Origin of the sequence: Aeromonas sp. 604282, assembly GCF_049170575.1 — a bacterium.
In the GTDB taxonomy this organism is placed as follows: domain Bacteria; phylum Pseudomonadota; class Gammaproteobacteria; order Enterobacterales; family Aeromonadaceae; genus Aeromonas; species Aeromonas veronii_A.
The window spans coordinates 98418-114736 of the sequence record NZ_JAAKMV010000018.1 but is presented as its reverse complement, the minus strand read 5'-3'; the positions used below and the strand labels follow the sequence as shown (position 1 = coordinate 114736).

14 protein-coding genes and 1 riboswitch are annotated in these 16319 nt (G+C 59.1%); of the genes, 6 read left to right on the top strand and 8 right to left on the bottom strand.

The genetic code is table 11. The features are described from left to right. Window positions 1-325 precede the first annotated feature (325 nt). The 4 genes from G5367_RS18730 to G5367_RS18715 all read left to right on the top strand — a co-directional run bounded on the left by G5367_RS18730 (window position 326) and on the right by G5367_RS18715 (window position 5422). A complete protein-coding gene (locus tag G5367_RS18730; protein WP_005341221.1) occupies window positions 326-778 on the top strand; it encodes a pullulanase in 453 nt (150 codons plus the stop codon). 211 nt (window positions 779-989) lie between these two features. Beyond that, window positions 990-3137: an adenosylcobalamin-dependent ribonucleoside-diphosphate reductase gene (locus tag G5367_RS18725; protein ID WP_421244838.1), complete on the top strand. Its 2148-nt coding sequence runs from the start codon at window positions 990-992 to the stop codon at window positions 3135-3137. A 10-nt stretch (window positions 3138-3147) separates the two neighbouring features. Then, complete coding sequence (locus tag G5367_RS18720; RefSeq protein WP_201906604.1) at window positions 3148-3831, top strand: NrdJb; 684 nt, start codon at window positions 3148-3150, stop codon at window positions 3829-3831. A 220-nt stretch (window positions 3832-4051) separates the two neighbouring features. Continuing rightward, the gene (locus G5367_RS18715) at window positions 4052-5422 is read left to right on the top strand and encodes a PhoH family protein (RefSeq protein ID WP_005358170.1); all 1371 of its coding nucleotides are present in this window, start codon (window positions 4052-4054) and stop codon (window positions 5420-5422) included. Window positions 5423-5502: 80 nt separating this feature from the next. Here G5367_RS18715 and thiQ read toward each other — a convergent pair whose 3' ends face one another. From thiQ to thiB, 3 genes are read right to left on the bottom strand one after another with little or no spacing between them, the layout of a single operon-like run. Beyond that, window positions 5503-6198, bottom strand: coding sequence for a thiamine ABC transporter ATP-binding protein (gene thiQ / locus G5367_RS18710; RefSeq protein ID WP_421244837.1), 696 nt, complete (start codon window positions 6196-6198; stop codon window positions 5503-5505). Then, window positions 6185-7837, bottom strand: a complete 1653-nt coding sequence (gene thiP / locus G5367_RS18705; RefSeq protein WP_421244836.1) for a thiamine/thiamine pyrophosphate ABC transporter permease — start codon at window positions 7835-7837, stop codon at window positions 6185-6187. Before thiP ends, thiQ begins: the two co-directional genes overlap by 14 nt. Further along, the gene (gene thiB / locus G5367_RS18700; protein ID WP_421244835.1) at window positions 7801-8781 is read right to left on the bottom strand and encodes a thiamine ABC transporter substrate binding subunit; all 981 of its coding nucleotides are present in this window, start codon (window positions 8779-8781) and stop codon (window positions 7801-7803) included. Before thiB ends, thiP begins: the two co-directional genes overlap by 37 nt. Window positions 8782-8841: 60 nt before the next feature. Beyond that, window positions 8842-8932: riboswitch (TPP riboswitch) on the bottom strand. An 89-nt stretch (window positions 8933-9021) separates the two neighbouring features. Here thiB and G5367_RS18695 point away from each other — a divergent pair. Continuing rightward, window positions 9022-9312 (top strand): PilZ domain-containing protein, encoded by a 291-nt coding sequence (locus tag G5367_RS18695; RefSeq protein WP_216952900.1) that lies wholly within the window; start codon window positions 9022-9024, stop codon window positions 9310-9312. 30 nt (window positions 9313-9342) lie between these two features. On the opposite strand, the gene G5367_RS18690 is transcribed toward G5367_RS18695, so the two are convergent. The 5 genes from G5367_RS18690 to leuA form a co-directional block, all read right to left on the bottom strand. Continuing rightward, on the bottom strand, window positions 9343-10272 hold the full coding sequence (locus tag G5367_RS18690) for a transglutaminase domain-containing protein (protein ID WP_421244841.1): 930 nt from the start codon (window positions 10270-10272) through the stop codon (window positions 9343-9345). Between the two features lie 117 nt (window positions 10273-10389). Further along, window positions 10390-10989: a 3-isopropylmalate dehydratase small subunit gene (gene leuD / locus G5367_RS18685; protein ID WP_042031829.1), complete on the bottom strand. Its 600-nt coding sequence runs from the start codon at window positions 10987-10989 to the stop codon at window positions 10390-10392. 12 nt (window positions 10990-11001) lie between these two features. Next, complete coding sequence (gene leuC, locus G5367_RS18680; protein ID WP_182938880.1) at window positions 11002-12399, bottom strand: 3-isopropylmalate dehydratase large subunit; 1398 nt, start codon at window positions 12397-12399, stop codon at window positions 11002-11004. Window positions 12400-12432: 33 nt separating this feature from the next. Further along, on the bottom strand, window positions 12433-13518 hold the full coding sequence (gene leuB / locus G5367_RS18675) for a 3-isopropylmalate dehydrogenase (protein ID WP_288728110.1): 1086 nt from the start codon (window positions 13516-13518) through the stop codon (window positions 12433-12435). 192 nt (window positions 13519-13710) lie between these two features. Further along, on the bottom strand, window positions 13711-15273 hold the full coding sequence (leuA, locus tag G5367_RS18670; protein ID WP_288728112.1) for a 2-isopropylmalate synthase: 1563 nt from the start codon (window positions 15271-15273) through the stop codon (window positions 13711-13713). A gap of 408 nt (window positions 15274-15681) precedes the next feature. Here leuA and G5367_RS18665 point away from each other — a divergent pair, with 408 nt between their 5' ends. After that, the gene (locus G5367_RS18665) at window positions 15682-16302 is read left to right on the top strand and encodes a TetR/AcrR family transcriptional regulator (protein WP_236348182.1); all 621 of its coding nucleotides are present in this window, start codon (window positions 15682-15684) and stop codon (window positions 16300-16302) included. Window positions 16303-16319 lie beyond the last annotated feature (17 nt).

The following is a 16319-nucleotide window of genomic DNA, read 5'->3' as shown; positions in this document are numbered from 1 at the left end:
CGCCATGCGAGAGTAGGACACTGCCAGGCACCCAATACAAGAAACCCCGCTCATCGAGCGGGGTTTTTTATTGCCTGAAATTCAGAAAACCGCCTGATTATTAAGCTTTTCCCTTATTGTCATTCAATGGGCGCGCCTTGGAACGGGCACATAAGGCCCCAAAGGGGTCTCTTTGTCTGTTCAATATTTGCCTGCTGGTTCAATGGGTTGGATATAAAAAACACAGAATGTGATGCCTCTACCTTTCTTGTGATGCCTCCTCTGGTTTAATTCTTCAGTCCATATTGATGGACCAAGGAATCACAATAATTTAAGGAATAGACTCATGTTCAAAAGAACAGTAACGATGATGCTGGCGGCGGGAACCCTGGTATTAGGCGGTTGTGCATCCAATGGCGGCGCAGAGCAGACTGGGGCAGACAACAGCGACTTCGGTGGCAAGTCCATCTACCTGCGCGGGGAGATGAACGACTGGATGGCGACTGATGAAAGCAAGGTAGTCAAGGTGGCCGACAAGCTCTATATGGCTAAAGGCACCCTCAAGAAAGAGTGGGCCCCCTACAAGTTCAAGTTTGCTGATTCAGGCTGGAGCTGTGGCACCAACTTTGGCTACAAGAGCCCGAGTGACGGTGTTGCCGTATTGGGTGGTGAGGCTGTGCCGGTCAACCCCTGCTCCAAGTATGAGGACATGAAGTTCTCACCGGATGCCGATGGCGTCTACGAGTTCTATCTGAATATGGCAGGTGAAACGCCGACTGTTTACGTCAAGAAGCCCTGATCTATCTCTGAGTGTTAAATCTCTCAGCAAATTAATCAGTTAAGTGCCTCGGCCCAGAAATCTGCTGGCCGGGGCATTTTTTTAGTTTAGAATCGGCGCCTTCATGGCGTCAGGTGCACTATATGTTGTGTTATTAATTTTAGATGGCACTATTTGTTGTGTTTTTTGCTGTTGTCATGATGTTGATGCATTCACATAAGGTTGATTGAAAATGGCTAAATCGAACCCGGTGCTGGAGAGTGAGCTTGGCTCCCGCCTTATCCCCATGCAGGAAACGTCCCTCGAGATCTGGGATAGCAAGTATCGCCTCAAGAGCAAGGATGGCACTCCCATCGACAGCTCTATCGATGAGACCTACCAGCGGGTAGCCCGTGCGTTGGCAGAGCAGGAGCTGGAACCTGAGGCCTGGTATGAGCCGTTCCTGTGGGCGCTGCGCAATGGGGCCATTCCGGCGGGCCGCATCACCTCCAACGCCGGGGCTTTTGAGCACAAGCCCGCGACTTCAACCATCAACTGCACTGTTTCCGGCACCATCGAAGATTCGATGGACGATATCCTCAGCAAGGTGCACGAGGCTGGCCTGACCCTGAAAGCTGGTTGCGGCATCGGCTATGACTTCTCGACCCTGCGCCCGCGCGGTGCCTTTGTCTCCGGTGCCGGTGCCTACACCTCCGGCCCGCTCTCCTTCATGGATATCTATGACAAGATGTGTTTCACCGTCTCGTCAGCCGGTGGCCGTCGCGGCGCCCAGATGGGCACCATGGATATCCGCCATCCCGATGTGATCGAGTTTATTCAGGCCAAGCGTGAAGATGGCCGCCTGCGTCAGTTCAACCTCTCCCTGCTTATCACCGAAGATTTCGTCAAGGCGGTGAAAGAGGATGCCCCCTGGTCGCTGATCTTCCCCTACACTGCCAAAGAGGTGGAGCAGGATGGTATTGCGCTGGACGATCCCGCTCAGGTGCTCTGGGCCGACTGGCCCAACAAGGAGGGGGTTGTCTTTAACGAGTTGGGGCAGGTCGCCTGCAAGGTCTACAAGACCCTGCCAGCCCGCAAGCTGTGGAATGTCATCATGACCTCCACCTATGACTATGCAGAGCCCGGTTTCATCCTGATCGACAAGGTCAACCAGATGAACAACAACTGGTTCTGTGAAGAGATCCGCGCGACCAACCCCTGTGGCGAGCAGCCGTTACCGCCTTACGGTGCCTGTCTGCTGGGTTCGGTCAATCTGACCAAGTTTGTGCGCGACCCGTTTACTGAAAACGCGGCGTTCGATTGGCAGGCGTTTCGCAAGGTGGTGGCCATCTTCACCCGCATGCTCGACAACGTGGTGGAGATCAACCAGCTGCCGCTGGCCAAGCAGCGCGAGGAGATTACAGCCAAGCGCCGTCACGGCATGGGTTTCCTGGGACTTGGTTCGACCCTGACCATGCTGCAGATCAAGTACGGTTCTGCCGCGTCCGTCGCTTTTACCGAGCAGGTATCCCAGGAGCTGGCGATGACCGGCTGGCAGGAGTCCCTGCGTCTGGCCAAGGAGAAAGGCTCTGCCCCCATCATGGAGCAGGAGTTTGAAGTGACTGGCAAGATGCTGCGTCTGCGCCCGGAAATGGCGGCTGATGGCATCAAGGTGGGTGACAAGGTGAAGGGCAAGGTGCTGCATGCGCGTTATAGCCGCTATATGCAGCAGGTTGCCGAAGTGGATCCTGCGCTGGTCGCCGAGCTGGCCGAAGTGGGTGGGCGTTTCACTCACCACAGCAGTATTGCGCCTACCGGCACCATCTCGCTGTCACTGGCCAACAACGCCAGCAACGGCATCGAGCCGAGCTTTGCTCACCACTACAGCCGCAACGTCATCAAGCCGGGCAAGAAGAGCAAGGAGAGCGTGGATGTCTACTCCTTCGAGCTGCTGGCCTATCGCGAGCTGGTGAATCCATCCGCCATGCCCTATGCCGATGATGAGGCGAGTCGTCTGCCGGACTACTTCATTACTGCTGATGACATCACCCCGGCGCAACATGTGGACATTCAGGCGGCGGCCCAGCGCTGGATCGACTCCTCCATCTCCAAGACTGCCAACGTGCCGACTGATTTCCCGTTCGAGCAGTTCAAGGACATCTACATCTATGCCTCGGACTCCGGCCTCAAGGGCTGCACCACCTTCCGCTTCAATCCGGAGGCCTTCCAGGGCGTGCTGGTGAAGGAGAAGGATCTGGAGAACACCCTGTACGATTTCACCCTGGAGGATGGCTCCGTCATCTCCGTCAAGGGGAACGAAGAGATTGAATACGATGGTGAGCTGCACACTGCCGCCAACCTCTACGACGCCTTGAAAGAAGGCTATTACGGTAAATTCTGAGAACGACATTATGGTCAAGAAGATCGACAAGAAAATCGTCGCCTACAAGGTGCGTACCAAGGATGAGCCGCAAGAAGAGCTGGCCCCGCAGGATGACGTGGTGCACATGCACGAAACCGTGTTGCGTCCGGAGCGACTGATGGGCACCACCTACAAGCTGAAGACGCCGGAACATGTCTCCGAGCACTCGCTGTTCATCACCATCAACGACATCATTCTCAACGAGGGCACGGTGCACGAAACCCGCCGTCCGTTCGAGATCTTCATCAACTCAAAGAGCCTGGAACACTACCAGTGGATCGTGGCGCTGACCCGCATTATCTCCGCCGTATTCCGCAAGGGTGGGGATGTCACTTTCCTGGTGGAGGAGCTGCGCTCGGTGTTTGATCCCAAGGGCGGATACTGGAACAAGGGCAAGTACGTTCCATCGCTGATCGCCGAAATTGGCAACGTGATCGAGAGCCATCTCACCGAGATAGGCATGCTCAAGGCGCCGGGGTTGGACGAGCATCAGCAGGCGTTTCTGGCCGAGAAGCAGGCCGAGTTGAAGGCGGCTCAGGAGGCTGAAGAGCAACAGACTGGCAGTGGTTTCCCGGCCAATGCCGCGCTCTGCTACAAGTGCCACACCAAGGCGCTGGTGCTGAAGGATGGCTGCATGACCTGCCTCAACTGTGGCGACTCCAAGTGCGGCTGACAAACATGCTCAAGTAGTTGAACGATAGAAAAAAGACCGGCCACAGTGCCGGTCTTTGTATTGCTGTTTTTATGCGCAATCAAATTAGGCGGCCAAGTGATTTGTTGCGCGATAGTAAAATCGGGCGTAGCGTTGAGGGTAATAAAACTGTCACGGCCGTGTGGTTTCAATGACATCTGAGATTCACACACGTGGCCCTTCAGTGCCAAGGAGGATGCTTATGGACAATACGGACCGAAAGCTGTTTATCCTGGATACCAACGTTCTGCTTCACGAACCCCTCGCTATCTACTCCTTCAAAGAGCACGACGTGCTCATCCCCATGACGGTGCTGGAAGAGCTCGATAACATCAAGGATCGCAACAAGGATGTCAGCCGCGACGCGCGGGTGGCCATTCGTGCGCTGGAAGATGTCTTCCGCGATGCAACCCCGGATCAGATCACCCAGGGCGTGCCGCTGGCTGGCGAAGCGAGCGGCAATATCTGCATCTTCAGCGATCACCATCTGCCGCAGGATGCCGAGGTGTTTACCGACAAGGAGGCCGACAACCGTATCATCAACGCGGCCCTCTATCTGCAAAAGCACGAGTTGAAGCGTCAGGTGGTGCTGGTCACCAAAGACATCAACATGCGCCTCAAAGCCAAAGGGGCCGGGCTTGCTCACGTTGAAGATTACCGTAGTGACCAGTTGATCGATGATATCCGCCTGCTGGCCAAGGGCTTTCAGGTGGTGCCCGGCAGCTTCTGGGAGCGGGTTGGGGAGTGCGAGAGCGAGACCCATGGCCGCGACACCATCCATGTGATCGATGCCAATCTGCTGGAAGGGGTTCACGTAAACCAGTATCTGGTGGATGAAGAGAATTTCTTCGCCGCCCGGGTGCTCAGCCATGATGGCAACAAGATCCGCATCAAGGATCTGGGGCGCGAGCGGCTGATGTCCCGCAAGGCGTGGGGTGTACATCCCAAGAACGTCTATCAGGGGATGGCGCTGGATGCTCTGCTGGATCCGCACATCGATCTGGTGATCCTGACTGGCCCGGCGGGTTGCGGCAAGACCTTGCTGGCCATGGCGGCGGCTTTGGAGCTGGTGATTGAGAAGGGCATTTACGAGAAGGTGATCGTCACTCGAAATACCCCGGAAATTGCCGAAAGCATCGGCTTCCTGCCCGGTACAGAGGAGGAGAAGATGATGCCCTGGCTGGCGGCGGTAACCGATACTCTGGAGGTGCTGCACAAGCAGGACGAGAACATGAGTGGCTCGCTCAGTTACATCATGGAGAAGGCCAATATCCAGTTCAAATCGGTCAACTTCATGCGCGGGCGCAGCATCCAGAACACCTTTGTGCTACTGGATGAGTGCCAGAACCTGACGGCTTCCCAGATCAAGACCATCATTACCCGTTGCGGGGAGGGCACCAAGATCGTCTGCTCTGGCAACCTGGCCCAAATCGACTCCAACTACCTGAGCCCGGTGACCTCGGGTCTCACCTACATCGTCGAGCGTTTCAAGGATTTCGACGGCAGTGCCAACATCTTCCTCAACGGGGTGGTGCGCAGCCGGTTGGCCTCCTTTGCCGAGGAGAACCTCTGATTTCATCCGATATGTTTGCATTAAAAGGGGAAGCCAATCGGCTTCCCCTTTTTGATCCCGGCGCAGTCTTGGGCCAAGGGCTATTGACCCAGATAGCGCAGCAGCCCCGGGTGGTTGCTGTTTTGCAGAATATCCGGCTTTCCCTGCAGGGCGATGCGCCCCTCGTCGACAAACAGCACCTGATCGGCAATCAGCTGGGCATCTTCCGGATTGTGAGAGACCATCAGTACGGTAATGCCCTGCTCGCAGGCGAGGCGGGCCACTTCCGTCAGCATCTCCCGACGCAGGGCGGGATCGAGGGCCGAGAAGGGTTCATCCAGCAGCAGCAGCGGTTTGCCCCGCACCAGCGCACGGGCCAGCCCGACCCGCTGCTGCTGGCCGCCGGAGAGCTGCTCCGGCAGGCGGCTTAGCATCTCGCCGAGGCCAACCCGCGTGGCGGCATCGATCACTTGTGCCCGCTGGGCGGCACTCAGGCGCAGACCCGGGTGAAGGCCGATGGCGATGTTGTCGAACACCGACAGGTGCAGGAACAGGTTGTGATCCTGAAACAGGGTGGTGACTGGTCGCTCGGCCGGGCCCAGCGGCAGCAAATCTTCGCCATCGAAGCTGAGACGGCCTGACTCCACCGGCACGAAACCGGCGATCATCCCGAGCAGGGTCGACTTGCCTGCGCCGCTTGGGCCAATCAGCGCTGTGATCTCCCCCTTGGTCAGCTTCGCGCTGAAGCTGACGCGCCAGTCGGGGTAGCTGGTTACCAGCGTATCAATGTTCAGCATGTTTTCCTCCAAGTCCCCGTTCAACCAGCCAGAACAGGGATAAACAGAGTGTCAGCAGCAGCAGGGCGGTGGCGGCCGCCTCGGTCAGCCGGTAACTGCCGAGCTGCTGGTAGAGCAGCCAGGGCAGAGTGGTGAGCTCCTGACTGCCAAACATGGCGATGGCGCCAAGATCCCCCAATGAGAGGATCATCGACAGTGCCATCGCCAGCGCCAACGGACGGCGCAGCAGCGGCCACTCCACCAGCCGCAGGCGATGCAGGCCGCGTACCCCCAGACTGTCCGCCAGCCGGTCATACTGACGCACCACCAGCTGCATGGGAGCGGAGAGGGTGCGCAGCACATAAGGTAGCGCCATCAGGGCGTTGACCAGCACCACCAGCCAGGGGCCGAGGGCGAACACATCGGCGAACGGCATAAACAAGATAAATAGACCGGTAGAGAGCACTACGGCCGGGATCATCAGGATCACCGAACCGCTGGCCTCCCACAGAGCGGCAGCCCGTCGCTTGCGAGCCCGTATCCGCAGATGACGGCTAGTGAGCAGCAGTGCGCCACCGAGCAGGGTCGCCAAGGTACCGGCAGCCAGCGCAATCAGCAGCGACTGGCCACTTGCTTGCCACAGCTTGATGGAGGTGAGTGCTGTCAGCAGGCCGGGGTGAAGGCCAGCCACCACGATAGCCAGCAACGGTGGCAGAAAGATGGCGAGGCCGATACAGAGCGAGAAGAGATCCACCACAGCCGTGCCCGGCTGATGGCGATCTGGCCGCAGGCAGGGGCGACGTGGGGTTACCCTGCTGGCCGGGGTACTCTGCAACTTGTGCTGCAGGGCGAGCAGGGCGGCGGTCAGGATCAGCTGCACCAGCGCCAGTCCGCCCGCGGTGGCGAGATCGAAGTCAAAGCGTAGCGCCTGATAGACGGCTACCTCCAGTGTGGTCGATTTGGGGCCGCCGCCCAGCGCCAGCACGGTAGTGAAGCTGGTGAAGCAGAGCATGAAGATAAGGCTGGCCAGCCCGGGCAATATGCCGCGGATCAGTGGCCACTCCAGCAGCCGGAAGATATGGGATGAGCGCATGCCGAGCTGGCTGGCGAGGCGCCAGCTCGATTCGGGGATGCTCTCTATGCTCTGCAGCATCAGGCGGGCCGCCAGCGGCATGTTGAAGAAGACGTGGGCCAGCAGGATGCCGAACAGGCCGTAGAGGTAGTTGCCGGGATCCAGCCCCAGTGACCGTAGCAGTTGCGGTAGCCACCCCTGTTTGCCGTGTACCGCCACGATACCGAAGATGGCGATGATGACCGGTAGTACCAGCGAGAGGCCAAACAACTTGATCAGCAGGGTTCGGCCAATGAAGCGCCGCCGTGCCAGCGCGCGAGCCATCGGAATGGCGAGCCCCAGGCTCAGCAGGGTGGAGAGCAGTGCCTGCCCCAGACTGAAGCCCAGCACATGGCGCAGATAGGGGTCTGCCAGCAAAGTGCGCGGGGCCAGCGAACCGGCCTGCCACAACAGTGCCACCAGCGGCCCGAGGGATAACAGCAGGATCAACAGGGTGGCTGCACTGCCCGGCAACCACCAGAGGGGACGAGCCTGTGGTTTCAGATGAAGGCTCACTGGGTGACGGCTTGCAGCCACTCGCGGATCCATCCTTTGCGATTGGCTGCCACCTCATCGCTGCTGAAGGCGAGCGGCTTGGCTACGGTGATCATCTGCTCGAAGCCCTTGGGTAGCGGCGTGTCGATCACCGGATACATCCAGTTGCCGGTCGGGATTTCCTGCTGGAAGGCGGGGCTCACCATAAATTGCAGGAACTGGTCAGCCAGCTTCTCCTGTTTGGCGCTCTTCAGCTTGGCAGCCACTTCTACCTGACGGTAGTGACCCTCCTCAAACGCCGCAGCCTGATACTGGGGCTTGTTCTCGGCTATCAGGTGATAGGCCGGAGAGGTGGTGTAGGAGAGCACCATGTCCGCTTCGCCATCGAGGAACATGCCATAGGCCTCTGACCAGCCCTTGGTGACGGTGACCGTCTTCTTGGCAAGCTCGGCCCAGGCTGCAGGCGCCTTGTCGCCGTAGACAGACTTCATCCACAGCATCAACCCCTGCCCCGGGGTGGAGGTACGGGGATCCTGATAGATCACCTTGAGATCGGGGCGCTCCACCAGCTCTTTCAGGCTTTTGGGCGGGGTCTTGAGCTGGCTCTTGTCGTAGACGAAGGCGAAGTAGCCACAGTCGTAGGGGACAAAGGTGTCGTCCTGCCAGCCACCTGGCACCTTGATGCCATCCAGCTTGGCGGGATGGGGGGCGAACAGGCCGCTCTGCTTGGCTTCGCTGATGAGGGCATCGTCGAGCCCCAGTACCAGATCGGCCTTGCTGTGGTTGCCCTCCAGCCGCAACCGGTTGAGGATGGCTACCCCATCTTCGAGGGGAACCAGATTGAGGGTGCAGCCGCACTCTTTCTCGAAGGCCTGTTTGATCTTGGGCCCGGGTCCCCACTCGGCAGTGAAGGAGCTGTAGGTGTAGACGGTGAGAGTATCGGCGGCGAACACATTGGCCGACAGCAGGCCGGTGGTGACCAGCAGCAGGGTCTTCATGGGTGGCACTCCCTATTACTTGTTAATAACGAGGTGCCAGCGGGTGAGGGCGCAAAAAATGAGCGCCATGCCTCAAATTCCTCCGCCAGCATTATCTGGATCAGGTACACGGGTATAATCTCAGCGGTAAACCGCACCCCGTTTGAGAAACGAACCGCATTGTATTAACGTTCTTTTGGGTAGACCAGCACAATTGTGCAATACCCATGAGATGACGCCCACCCAACAGAGGATGTTTGCGTGCTTACCAATACCAAGGAAAGGCGTGCCTTTGCGCGCATGGTCATCAATGCTCCGGTCACCGTCTATCAGCAGCAGCTGGAGCTGGAGGGGATCTGCCGGGATCTCAGTGCCAACGGCATGGGGATTGCGGTCTCTGAACACCAGCTCGACATCAATCAGCCCATCCGGATCAGTCTTGCCACCAACAACAACCTGTTGCCCCCCTTTGAAGCACATGCGCGTATTATACGGGTACTGGAGGAGGAGAGCGGGTTGCTGCTGGCGGTAGAGTTTCTGCCTCAGGGTTAATCCTCTCTCCCCATCGGCAGAGGGAGGGGATTACCCTTTCTCCTGAACCGGCTGCACGCTCAACTGCTTGCTATCGACCAGCGTTTTGCTGGTCGATGCTATTTGCCCCGCAGGCAAGGTGGCGGGGCCTGTGGGTTCGAGCAGCAGGTAGTTTTGCCCCTGCCAGTTGAGGGTTGCATCCCCCGGCTTGGCGGGCAGATCAACGGCCAGCAGGGCATGGCCCGGGACGAACACCATCGCCTGTTTCAGCTCGGGAAAGAGCTGGGCCAGCATGGCGGCCATCAGAGTCACCTTGCTGTCGCAATCGCCGCGGTTCTGTTCCAGTACCTGGCGGGGAGTGAGAAACCCCTTGCCCTGCCGGCCGTTCAGGCTATCGAGTTGTTGGTAGGGGATGCTCTGGATAAAGGTGAGCATATGGGCCACGGTCTTTTGCCTAGCTTCCGGTTCGCTGTTCCCTTGCTGTTTGAGCTGTTCTGCCAGCGGGGCCAGGCTGGCACGGCTCTCCAGGGCGATGCGCACATGATCCTGCTTGACGGCAAGCTTGCCGTCCGGCGGGGTAAAGTACTGAAAATAGTGTTGGTCCAGCCACTCTTGCTCAGCCTTGCTGCGTTGTGACTCCAGCCAGGCCATCGCCTCGCGCGCTTTGTCCTGGTTGCGGCTTTTCAGATGCAGCTCCAGCGAGGGCCGGGCGAGGGTGAACTGCACCTCGGGGTAGTTCTGGCGCACCTCTCGCAGCAACACCTGCAATATCTCTTCCTGCATCCTGGCTGGACGGTAGGCAATGAGGGGCGGCAGCTTGCCCTGTTCGAGCCGGTAGGTGAGCTGCTGTGGCTTGCCTTCGCTATCCAGCCAGCCGACGTTGATCTGGCCGAGGCTGTTGCTGAAGCCGGTTTGGCTGGCCCCCGCAGGCAGGGCAAGCAGCAGGGCACAGAGCAGAGGAATTGCTGTCGGTCTCTTCATCATCCTTTCCTGTAACGCGGACCAGTTCCGGTGGCCCAAAGTGGGAAGCGTAGCGGACAGTAAAACAGGGAGGCGAAGCTCCCTGTTGATTCTACTCGTTTTTTTGCAACTGGCGTGTTAAATCCAGCTCGGTTGCTTCGCCTCAAAGGCGCTGATGGCGGCCTCGTGCTGCAGGGTCAGACCGATGGCATCCAACCCGTTGAGCAGGCAGTAACGGCGGAACTCGTCGATCTCGAAACCGAAGCTGAGCTCACCGGCGCGCACCTGATTGGCCTCCAGATCCACCTCGATCTCGATGCCCGGCTTGGCGGCCACCAGCTGGAACAGGGCATCGACCTCCTCCTCCTTCAGGCGTACCGGCACCATGCCGTTGTTGATGGCGTTGCCGTAGAAAATGTCGGCAAAGCTCGGGGCAATGATGGTTTTGAAGCCGTAGTCCGCCAGCGCCCAAGGGGCGTGCTCGCGGCTCGAGCCGCAGCCGAAGTTCTCGCGGGCCAGCAGAATGCTGGCACCGGCGAATTGCGGTTGGTTGAGCACGAACTCGGGGTTGGGCTGCTGGCCGGCATCGTCCAGGAAGCGCCAGTCGTGGAACAGGTGCTTGCCAAAACCGATGCGGTTTACTTTTTGCAAAAACTGTTTGGGAATGATGGCGTCGGTGTCGACGTTGGCGCTGTCGAGGGGGACGACGATCCCTTTATGCTGTTTGAATCCTGTCATCATTGGTTCCTCTTACAGTGCACGAATGTCGGCGAAGCGGCCGGTGACGGCGGCGGCGGCGGCCATGGCCGGGCTCACCAGATGGGTGCGGCCGGCGCGGCCCTGACGTCCTTCGAAGTTGCGGTTGCTGGTGGAGGCGCAGCGCTCCCCCGGTTGCAGCCGGTCGTTGTTCATTGCCAGACACATGGAGCAGCCGGGCAGGCGCCACTCAAAACCGGCCTCGATGAAGATCTTGTCGAGCCCCTCGGCTTCGGCTTGTGCCTTCACCTGCTCGGAGCCAGGCACCACCAGCGCCTGCACGCCAGCGGCCACCTTGCGACCGCGGGCGATGGCGGCGGCAGCACGCAGATCCTCGATGCGGCTGTTGGTGCACGATCCGATAAACACCTTGTCGATGGCGACGTCGGAGAGCTTCTGACCAGGCTGCAGATCCATGTAGGCGAGTGCCTTGCGGGCGGATTGCTGCTCCATCAGGTCGCTGAAGGATTCCGGCGCCGGAATGGGTTCATTGACGGCGATCACCTGACCCGGATTGGTGCCCCAGGTGACCTGCGGGGCGATGTCGGCGGCGTCGAGCACTACCTCGGCATCGAAGTGGGCACCTTCGTCGCTCTTGAGGCTCTGCCAGTAGGCGATGGCCTGTTCCAGCGCCTCGCCCTTGGGAGCGAACTCCTTGCCACGGATGTAGTCGATGGTGGTCTGGTCGGGGGCGATCATGCCGGCCTTGGCGCCAAGCTCGATGGCCATGTTGCACACCGTCATCCGCCCTTCCATGGTGAGGCCTTCGATGGCCTCGCCAGCGAATTCCACCACATAGCCGGTACCGCCGGCGTGGCCGACCCGGCCTATAATGGCCAGCACCACGTCCTTGGCGCTGATGCCCTCGGCCAGTTTGCCGTTAACCGAAATGCGCATGGTCTTGGCGCGGCCCTGTTTCAGGGTCTGGGTGGCCATCACATGCTCCACCTCGGAGGTGCCGATGCCGAACGCCAGCGAGCCGAAGGCGCCGTGGGTGGCAGTGTGGGAGTCACCGCAGACGATGGTAGTGCCGGGCAGGGTAATGCCGAGCTCGGGGCCCATCACATGGACGATCCCCTGATATTTGTGGTTGAGATCGTAGAGGCGAACCCCGAACTCTTTACAGTTGTCGGCCAGCGTCTCCATCTGGATGCGGGCCATCTCGCCGGAGGCGGCGATGTCCTTGGTGGTGGTGGAGACGTTGTGATCCATGGTAGCCCAAGTCAGATCCGGGCGGCGCAGCTGGCGATTCATGGCGCGCAGGCCGTCGAATGCCTGCGGGCTGGTCACTTCATGCACCAGATGGCGGTCGATGTAGATGAGGGGGGTCTCCCCTTCCACTTCCCGTACCACGTGGGCGTCGAATACTTTCTGATAGAGGGTCTTGGCCATTGCTTCTCTCTTCCTTGTTCTCTGTTATGCGGCTCAGATCCGGGCGGCGATCTGGCTACCCATCTCGGACGTGCTCTGCACCGGATGGCGGGCGCTGGCCTGATGCAGGTCGGCGGTGAAGTAACCCTCGGCCAGGGTCTGGGCCACGGCCTGCTCAATGGCCTGGGCGGCAGCCTCTTGACCCAGGCTGTAGCGCAGCATCAGGGCGGCGGAGAGGATCTGGGCGATGGGGTTGGCAATCCCTTTGCCGGCGATATCCGGGGCCGAACCACCGGCCGGTTCGAACAGGCCGAAACCCGATTCGTTGAGGCTGGCGGAGGGGAGAAGTCCCATGGAGCCGGTGATCATGGCGCACTCGTCGGAGAGGATGTCACCGAACAGGTTGGAGCAGAGCAGCACGTCGAACTGGGACGGATCCTTGATGAGCTGCATAGTGGCGTTGTCGATATACATATGGTTCAGTTCGACATCGGGATAATCCTTGGCAACTTGCGTCACCACCTCACGCCACAGAATGGAGGAGGCGAGCACGTTGGCCTTGTCGATGGAGGTGACCTTGGCCTTGCGCACGCGGGCGGATTCGAAGGCTATCTTGGCGATGCGCTCGATCTCGAAGCGATGGTATACCTCGGTGTCGAATGCCTTCTCGGTGGGGCCTTCCCCTTCACGCCCCTTGGGCTGACCGAAGTAGATGCCGCCGGTCAGCTCGCGCACGCAGGCGATGTCAAAACCGCGATCGGAGATGTCGGCACGCAGCGGGGAGAACTGTTCCAGACCGGTATAGATACGGGCCGGACGCAGGTTGCAGAACAGCTTGAAGTGGGCGCGCAGGGGCAGCAGGGCGCCACGCTCAGGCTGATCGTTGGGGGGCAGATGTTCCCATTTCGGGCCGCCCACCGAGCCGAACAGCACGGCGTCGGCCGCTTCACAGCCAGCGATGGTGCTCTGCGGCAGCGGGGTGCCGTGGTTGTCGATGGCGATGCCGCCCACGTCGTGGCGATCATATTCGAAGGCAAAGCCGAACCTGGCCTGCACCTTTTCCAGCACCTTGACGGCCTCGGCCATCACTTCCGGGCCAATGCCGTCACCCGGCAATACTGCGATCCGATAACTGCTCATACACTCTCCATCCTGATATTGTCTTTGAGATCCCTCTGCCCGTTTTTCCCGACGCTGCGCGCGGTTCCCGGTTCAGACGTTCCCCGTCCTGATGTTGTCATTCCATGCCGTCTGTGTGGCTGCGAGTCCTGCTCAGACGGTTTCCGATTTGATGCTGTCATTCCATTCCGTCTGTTTGGTATCGAGTTCGGCTCAGACGGTTTCTGATTTGATGCTGTTATTGCGTTCCATCTGCTCGGCCACCTGATCGGCGCGCCAGATGCTGTTGATCACATGGAGCAGGGCATGGGCCGAGGATTCGATGATGTCGGTAGCCAGCCCCATGCCGTGGAATTTGCGCCCTTTGTACTCGGCGACGATATCGACCTGACCGAGGGCATCTTCCCCTTCGCCCTTGCTCTTGAGGGCATATTTATCGATGCGGATCTCATAGCCGGTGATGCGGTTGATGCACTGGTAGACCGCATCCACCGGGCCGTTGCCGGTGGCCGCTTCGCAAATCAGATCCTGACCCACCTTCAATTTGACCGAGGCGGTGGCCAGTACCGAACTGCCGCTCTGGACCCCGAGGTACTCCAGCTTGAAGTGCTCCGGCTCTTCGTGGATCTGGCTGAAGAAGGCCAGCGCTTCGAGGTCGTAGTCGAACACCTGCCCCTTCTTGTCGGCCAGGGTCAGGAACTTGGCGTAGAGGTGGTCGAGGTCGTAGCTGCTCTCGGCATACCCCATGGACTCCATCCGGTGCTTGATAACGTGACGGCCGGAGCGGGAGGTCATGTTGAGGTTGTTCTGGGTCAGGCCAATGCTCTCGGGAGTGATGATTTCGTAGGTATTTTTCGCCTTGAGCACCCCATCCTGATGGATGCCGGAGCTGTGGGAGAAGGCGTTGGCCCCGACGATCGCCTTGTTGGGCTGCACCGGCATATTGCACAGCTGGCTGACCAGCGTGCTGGTACGATGAATTTCGTTGTGGCGGATATTGGTTTGCACCCCGAGCAGGTCGGCGCGGGTTTTGAGGATCATCGCCACCTCTTCCAGCGAGCAGTTGCCCGCCCGCTCGCCGATGCCGTTGATGGTGCACTCGATCTGGCGGGCACCCATTTGCACCGCGCCGATGGAGTTGGCCACCGAGAGCCCCAGATCGTCGTGGCAGTGGACCGAGATGATCGCCTTGTCGATATTGGGGACCCGGTTGAACAGGGTGTGGATGATGCCGGAGAACTCGGTCGGTACCGTGTAGCCCACGGTATCGGGGATATTGATGGTACGGGCCCCCGCCTTGATGGCGGCCTCCACCATGCGGCAGAGATTATCGATCGGCGTGCGGCCCGCATCCTCGCAGGAGAACTCCACATCATCGGTGTAGCGCAGGGCGTGCTTGATGGCGCCGATCCCCATCTCCAGCACATCCTCGAAGCTCTTTTTCAGCTTGCTCTCCACATGGATGGAGGAGGTGGAGATAAAGGTATGGATGCGAAACGCCTCGGCGACCCGCAAGGCTTCGCCGGCGGCGTCGATATCCTTGGGCAAGGCGCGGGCGAGGGCGCAGACCCGGCTGTTTTTGATGTGGCGGGCGATGGTCTGCACCGATTGAAAATCGCCGGGAGAGGAGACTGGGAAGCCCACCTCCATGACGTCGACACCGAGTCGCTCCAGTGCCTGGGCGATCTGCAGCTTCTCCTTGACTGTCAAACTGGCCGCCAGGGCCTGCTCACCATCACGCAAGGTGGTGTCGAATATGATGACCCGATCTGACATGTGACTCCCCTCTTCCTAAGTTCGGTAACGTGCATCCTGCGGCGGCATAAAAAAACCCGTGCAGGGTGCACGGGTTTTTGTAAATTCCGGCTATGCCTTAGCCCGGCTACAAGGATCCCGCGCGAGTTAACGCGATTAGGGAGATTAGTAGTAGCGGGGTGGCGATACGCATGACGTTGTTATTCCTTCCAGTCGATAACGCTTTTACCAATATCGAGATTTTTATGCTGTGTCAACACGGAAGGTCAGGGGCAATCTGCTGACGTATTTAATCGGATTGTAAAGGATTGCAAATTTCCTTGTCCCATATTCGGCCCATGACCGATTATCTGGTCATTCCTGCTGTGCTCTATTCTCTGCACAACCAGATCGACTTATCAGCATTGGCTGAATTATCTGAGGTGTTAAATGGAAAAACGTAGACCTGGTCGTCCGGTCGGACGTTCTGACATTCGTGACAAGTTGCTTGCTGCCGCCCGTGAGCGTTTTCTCAATACTCCCTATAGCAAGGTAACTACACGCGAAATCGCGGAGCTGGCTGGCTCCAACTTGGCGATGATCCACTACTACTTCGGCAGTAAAGAGGGTCTTTACAAGGCGGTACTGGGTGATGTCGCCGAGCCTCTCGACCATGCCTGGCAAGATGAGCACAGCAATCACAGCTTGAACGAGCTGCTCAACACCTACTATCAGGTGATGTCGCCCAACAGCGAGTTGACCTCGGCTATCTCCAGTGCATTGTCGACCGAGAAGAGCCCGGGCCGGGATTTTGTGCTGAGCCGTCTGCTGGAGCGTCAGCTGCCGCAGTTTGATGCCCTGCTGGAAACCATGAAGTCCAACGGCGAGCTGGGGGACGATCTGGACCCCGAGATGTTGAAGATCTCCTTCCTCAGCATGATGTGGCAGCCGTTTGTGATGAAAGATCTCTACGAGCAGGTGTTTGGCCTGAAAGTGGATGAGCACTTCATGGCCCGTCTGGCGGATCACAACTGTCGTCTGATGGAGACCGGCTTGCGCGGCAACCACTGATTTTGCCGCAACATCGA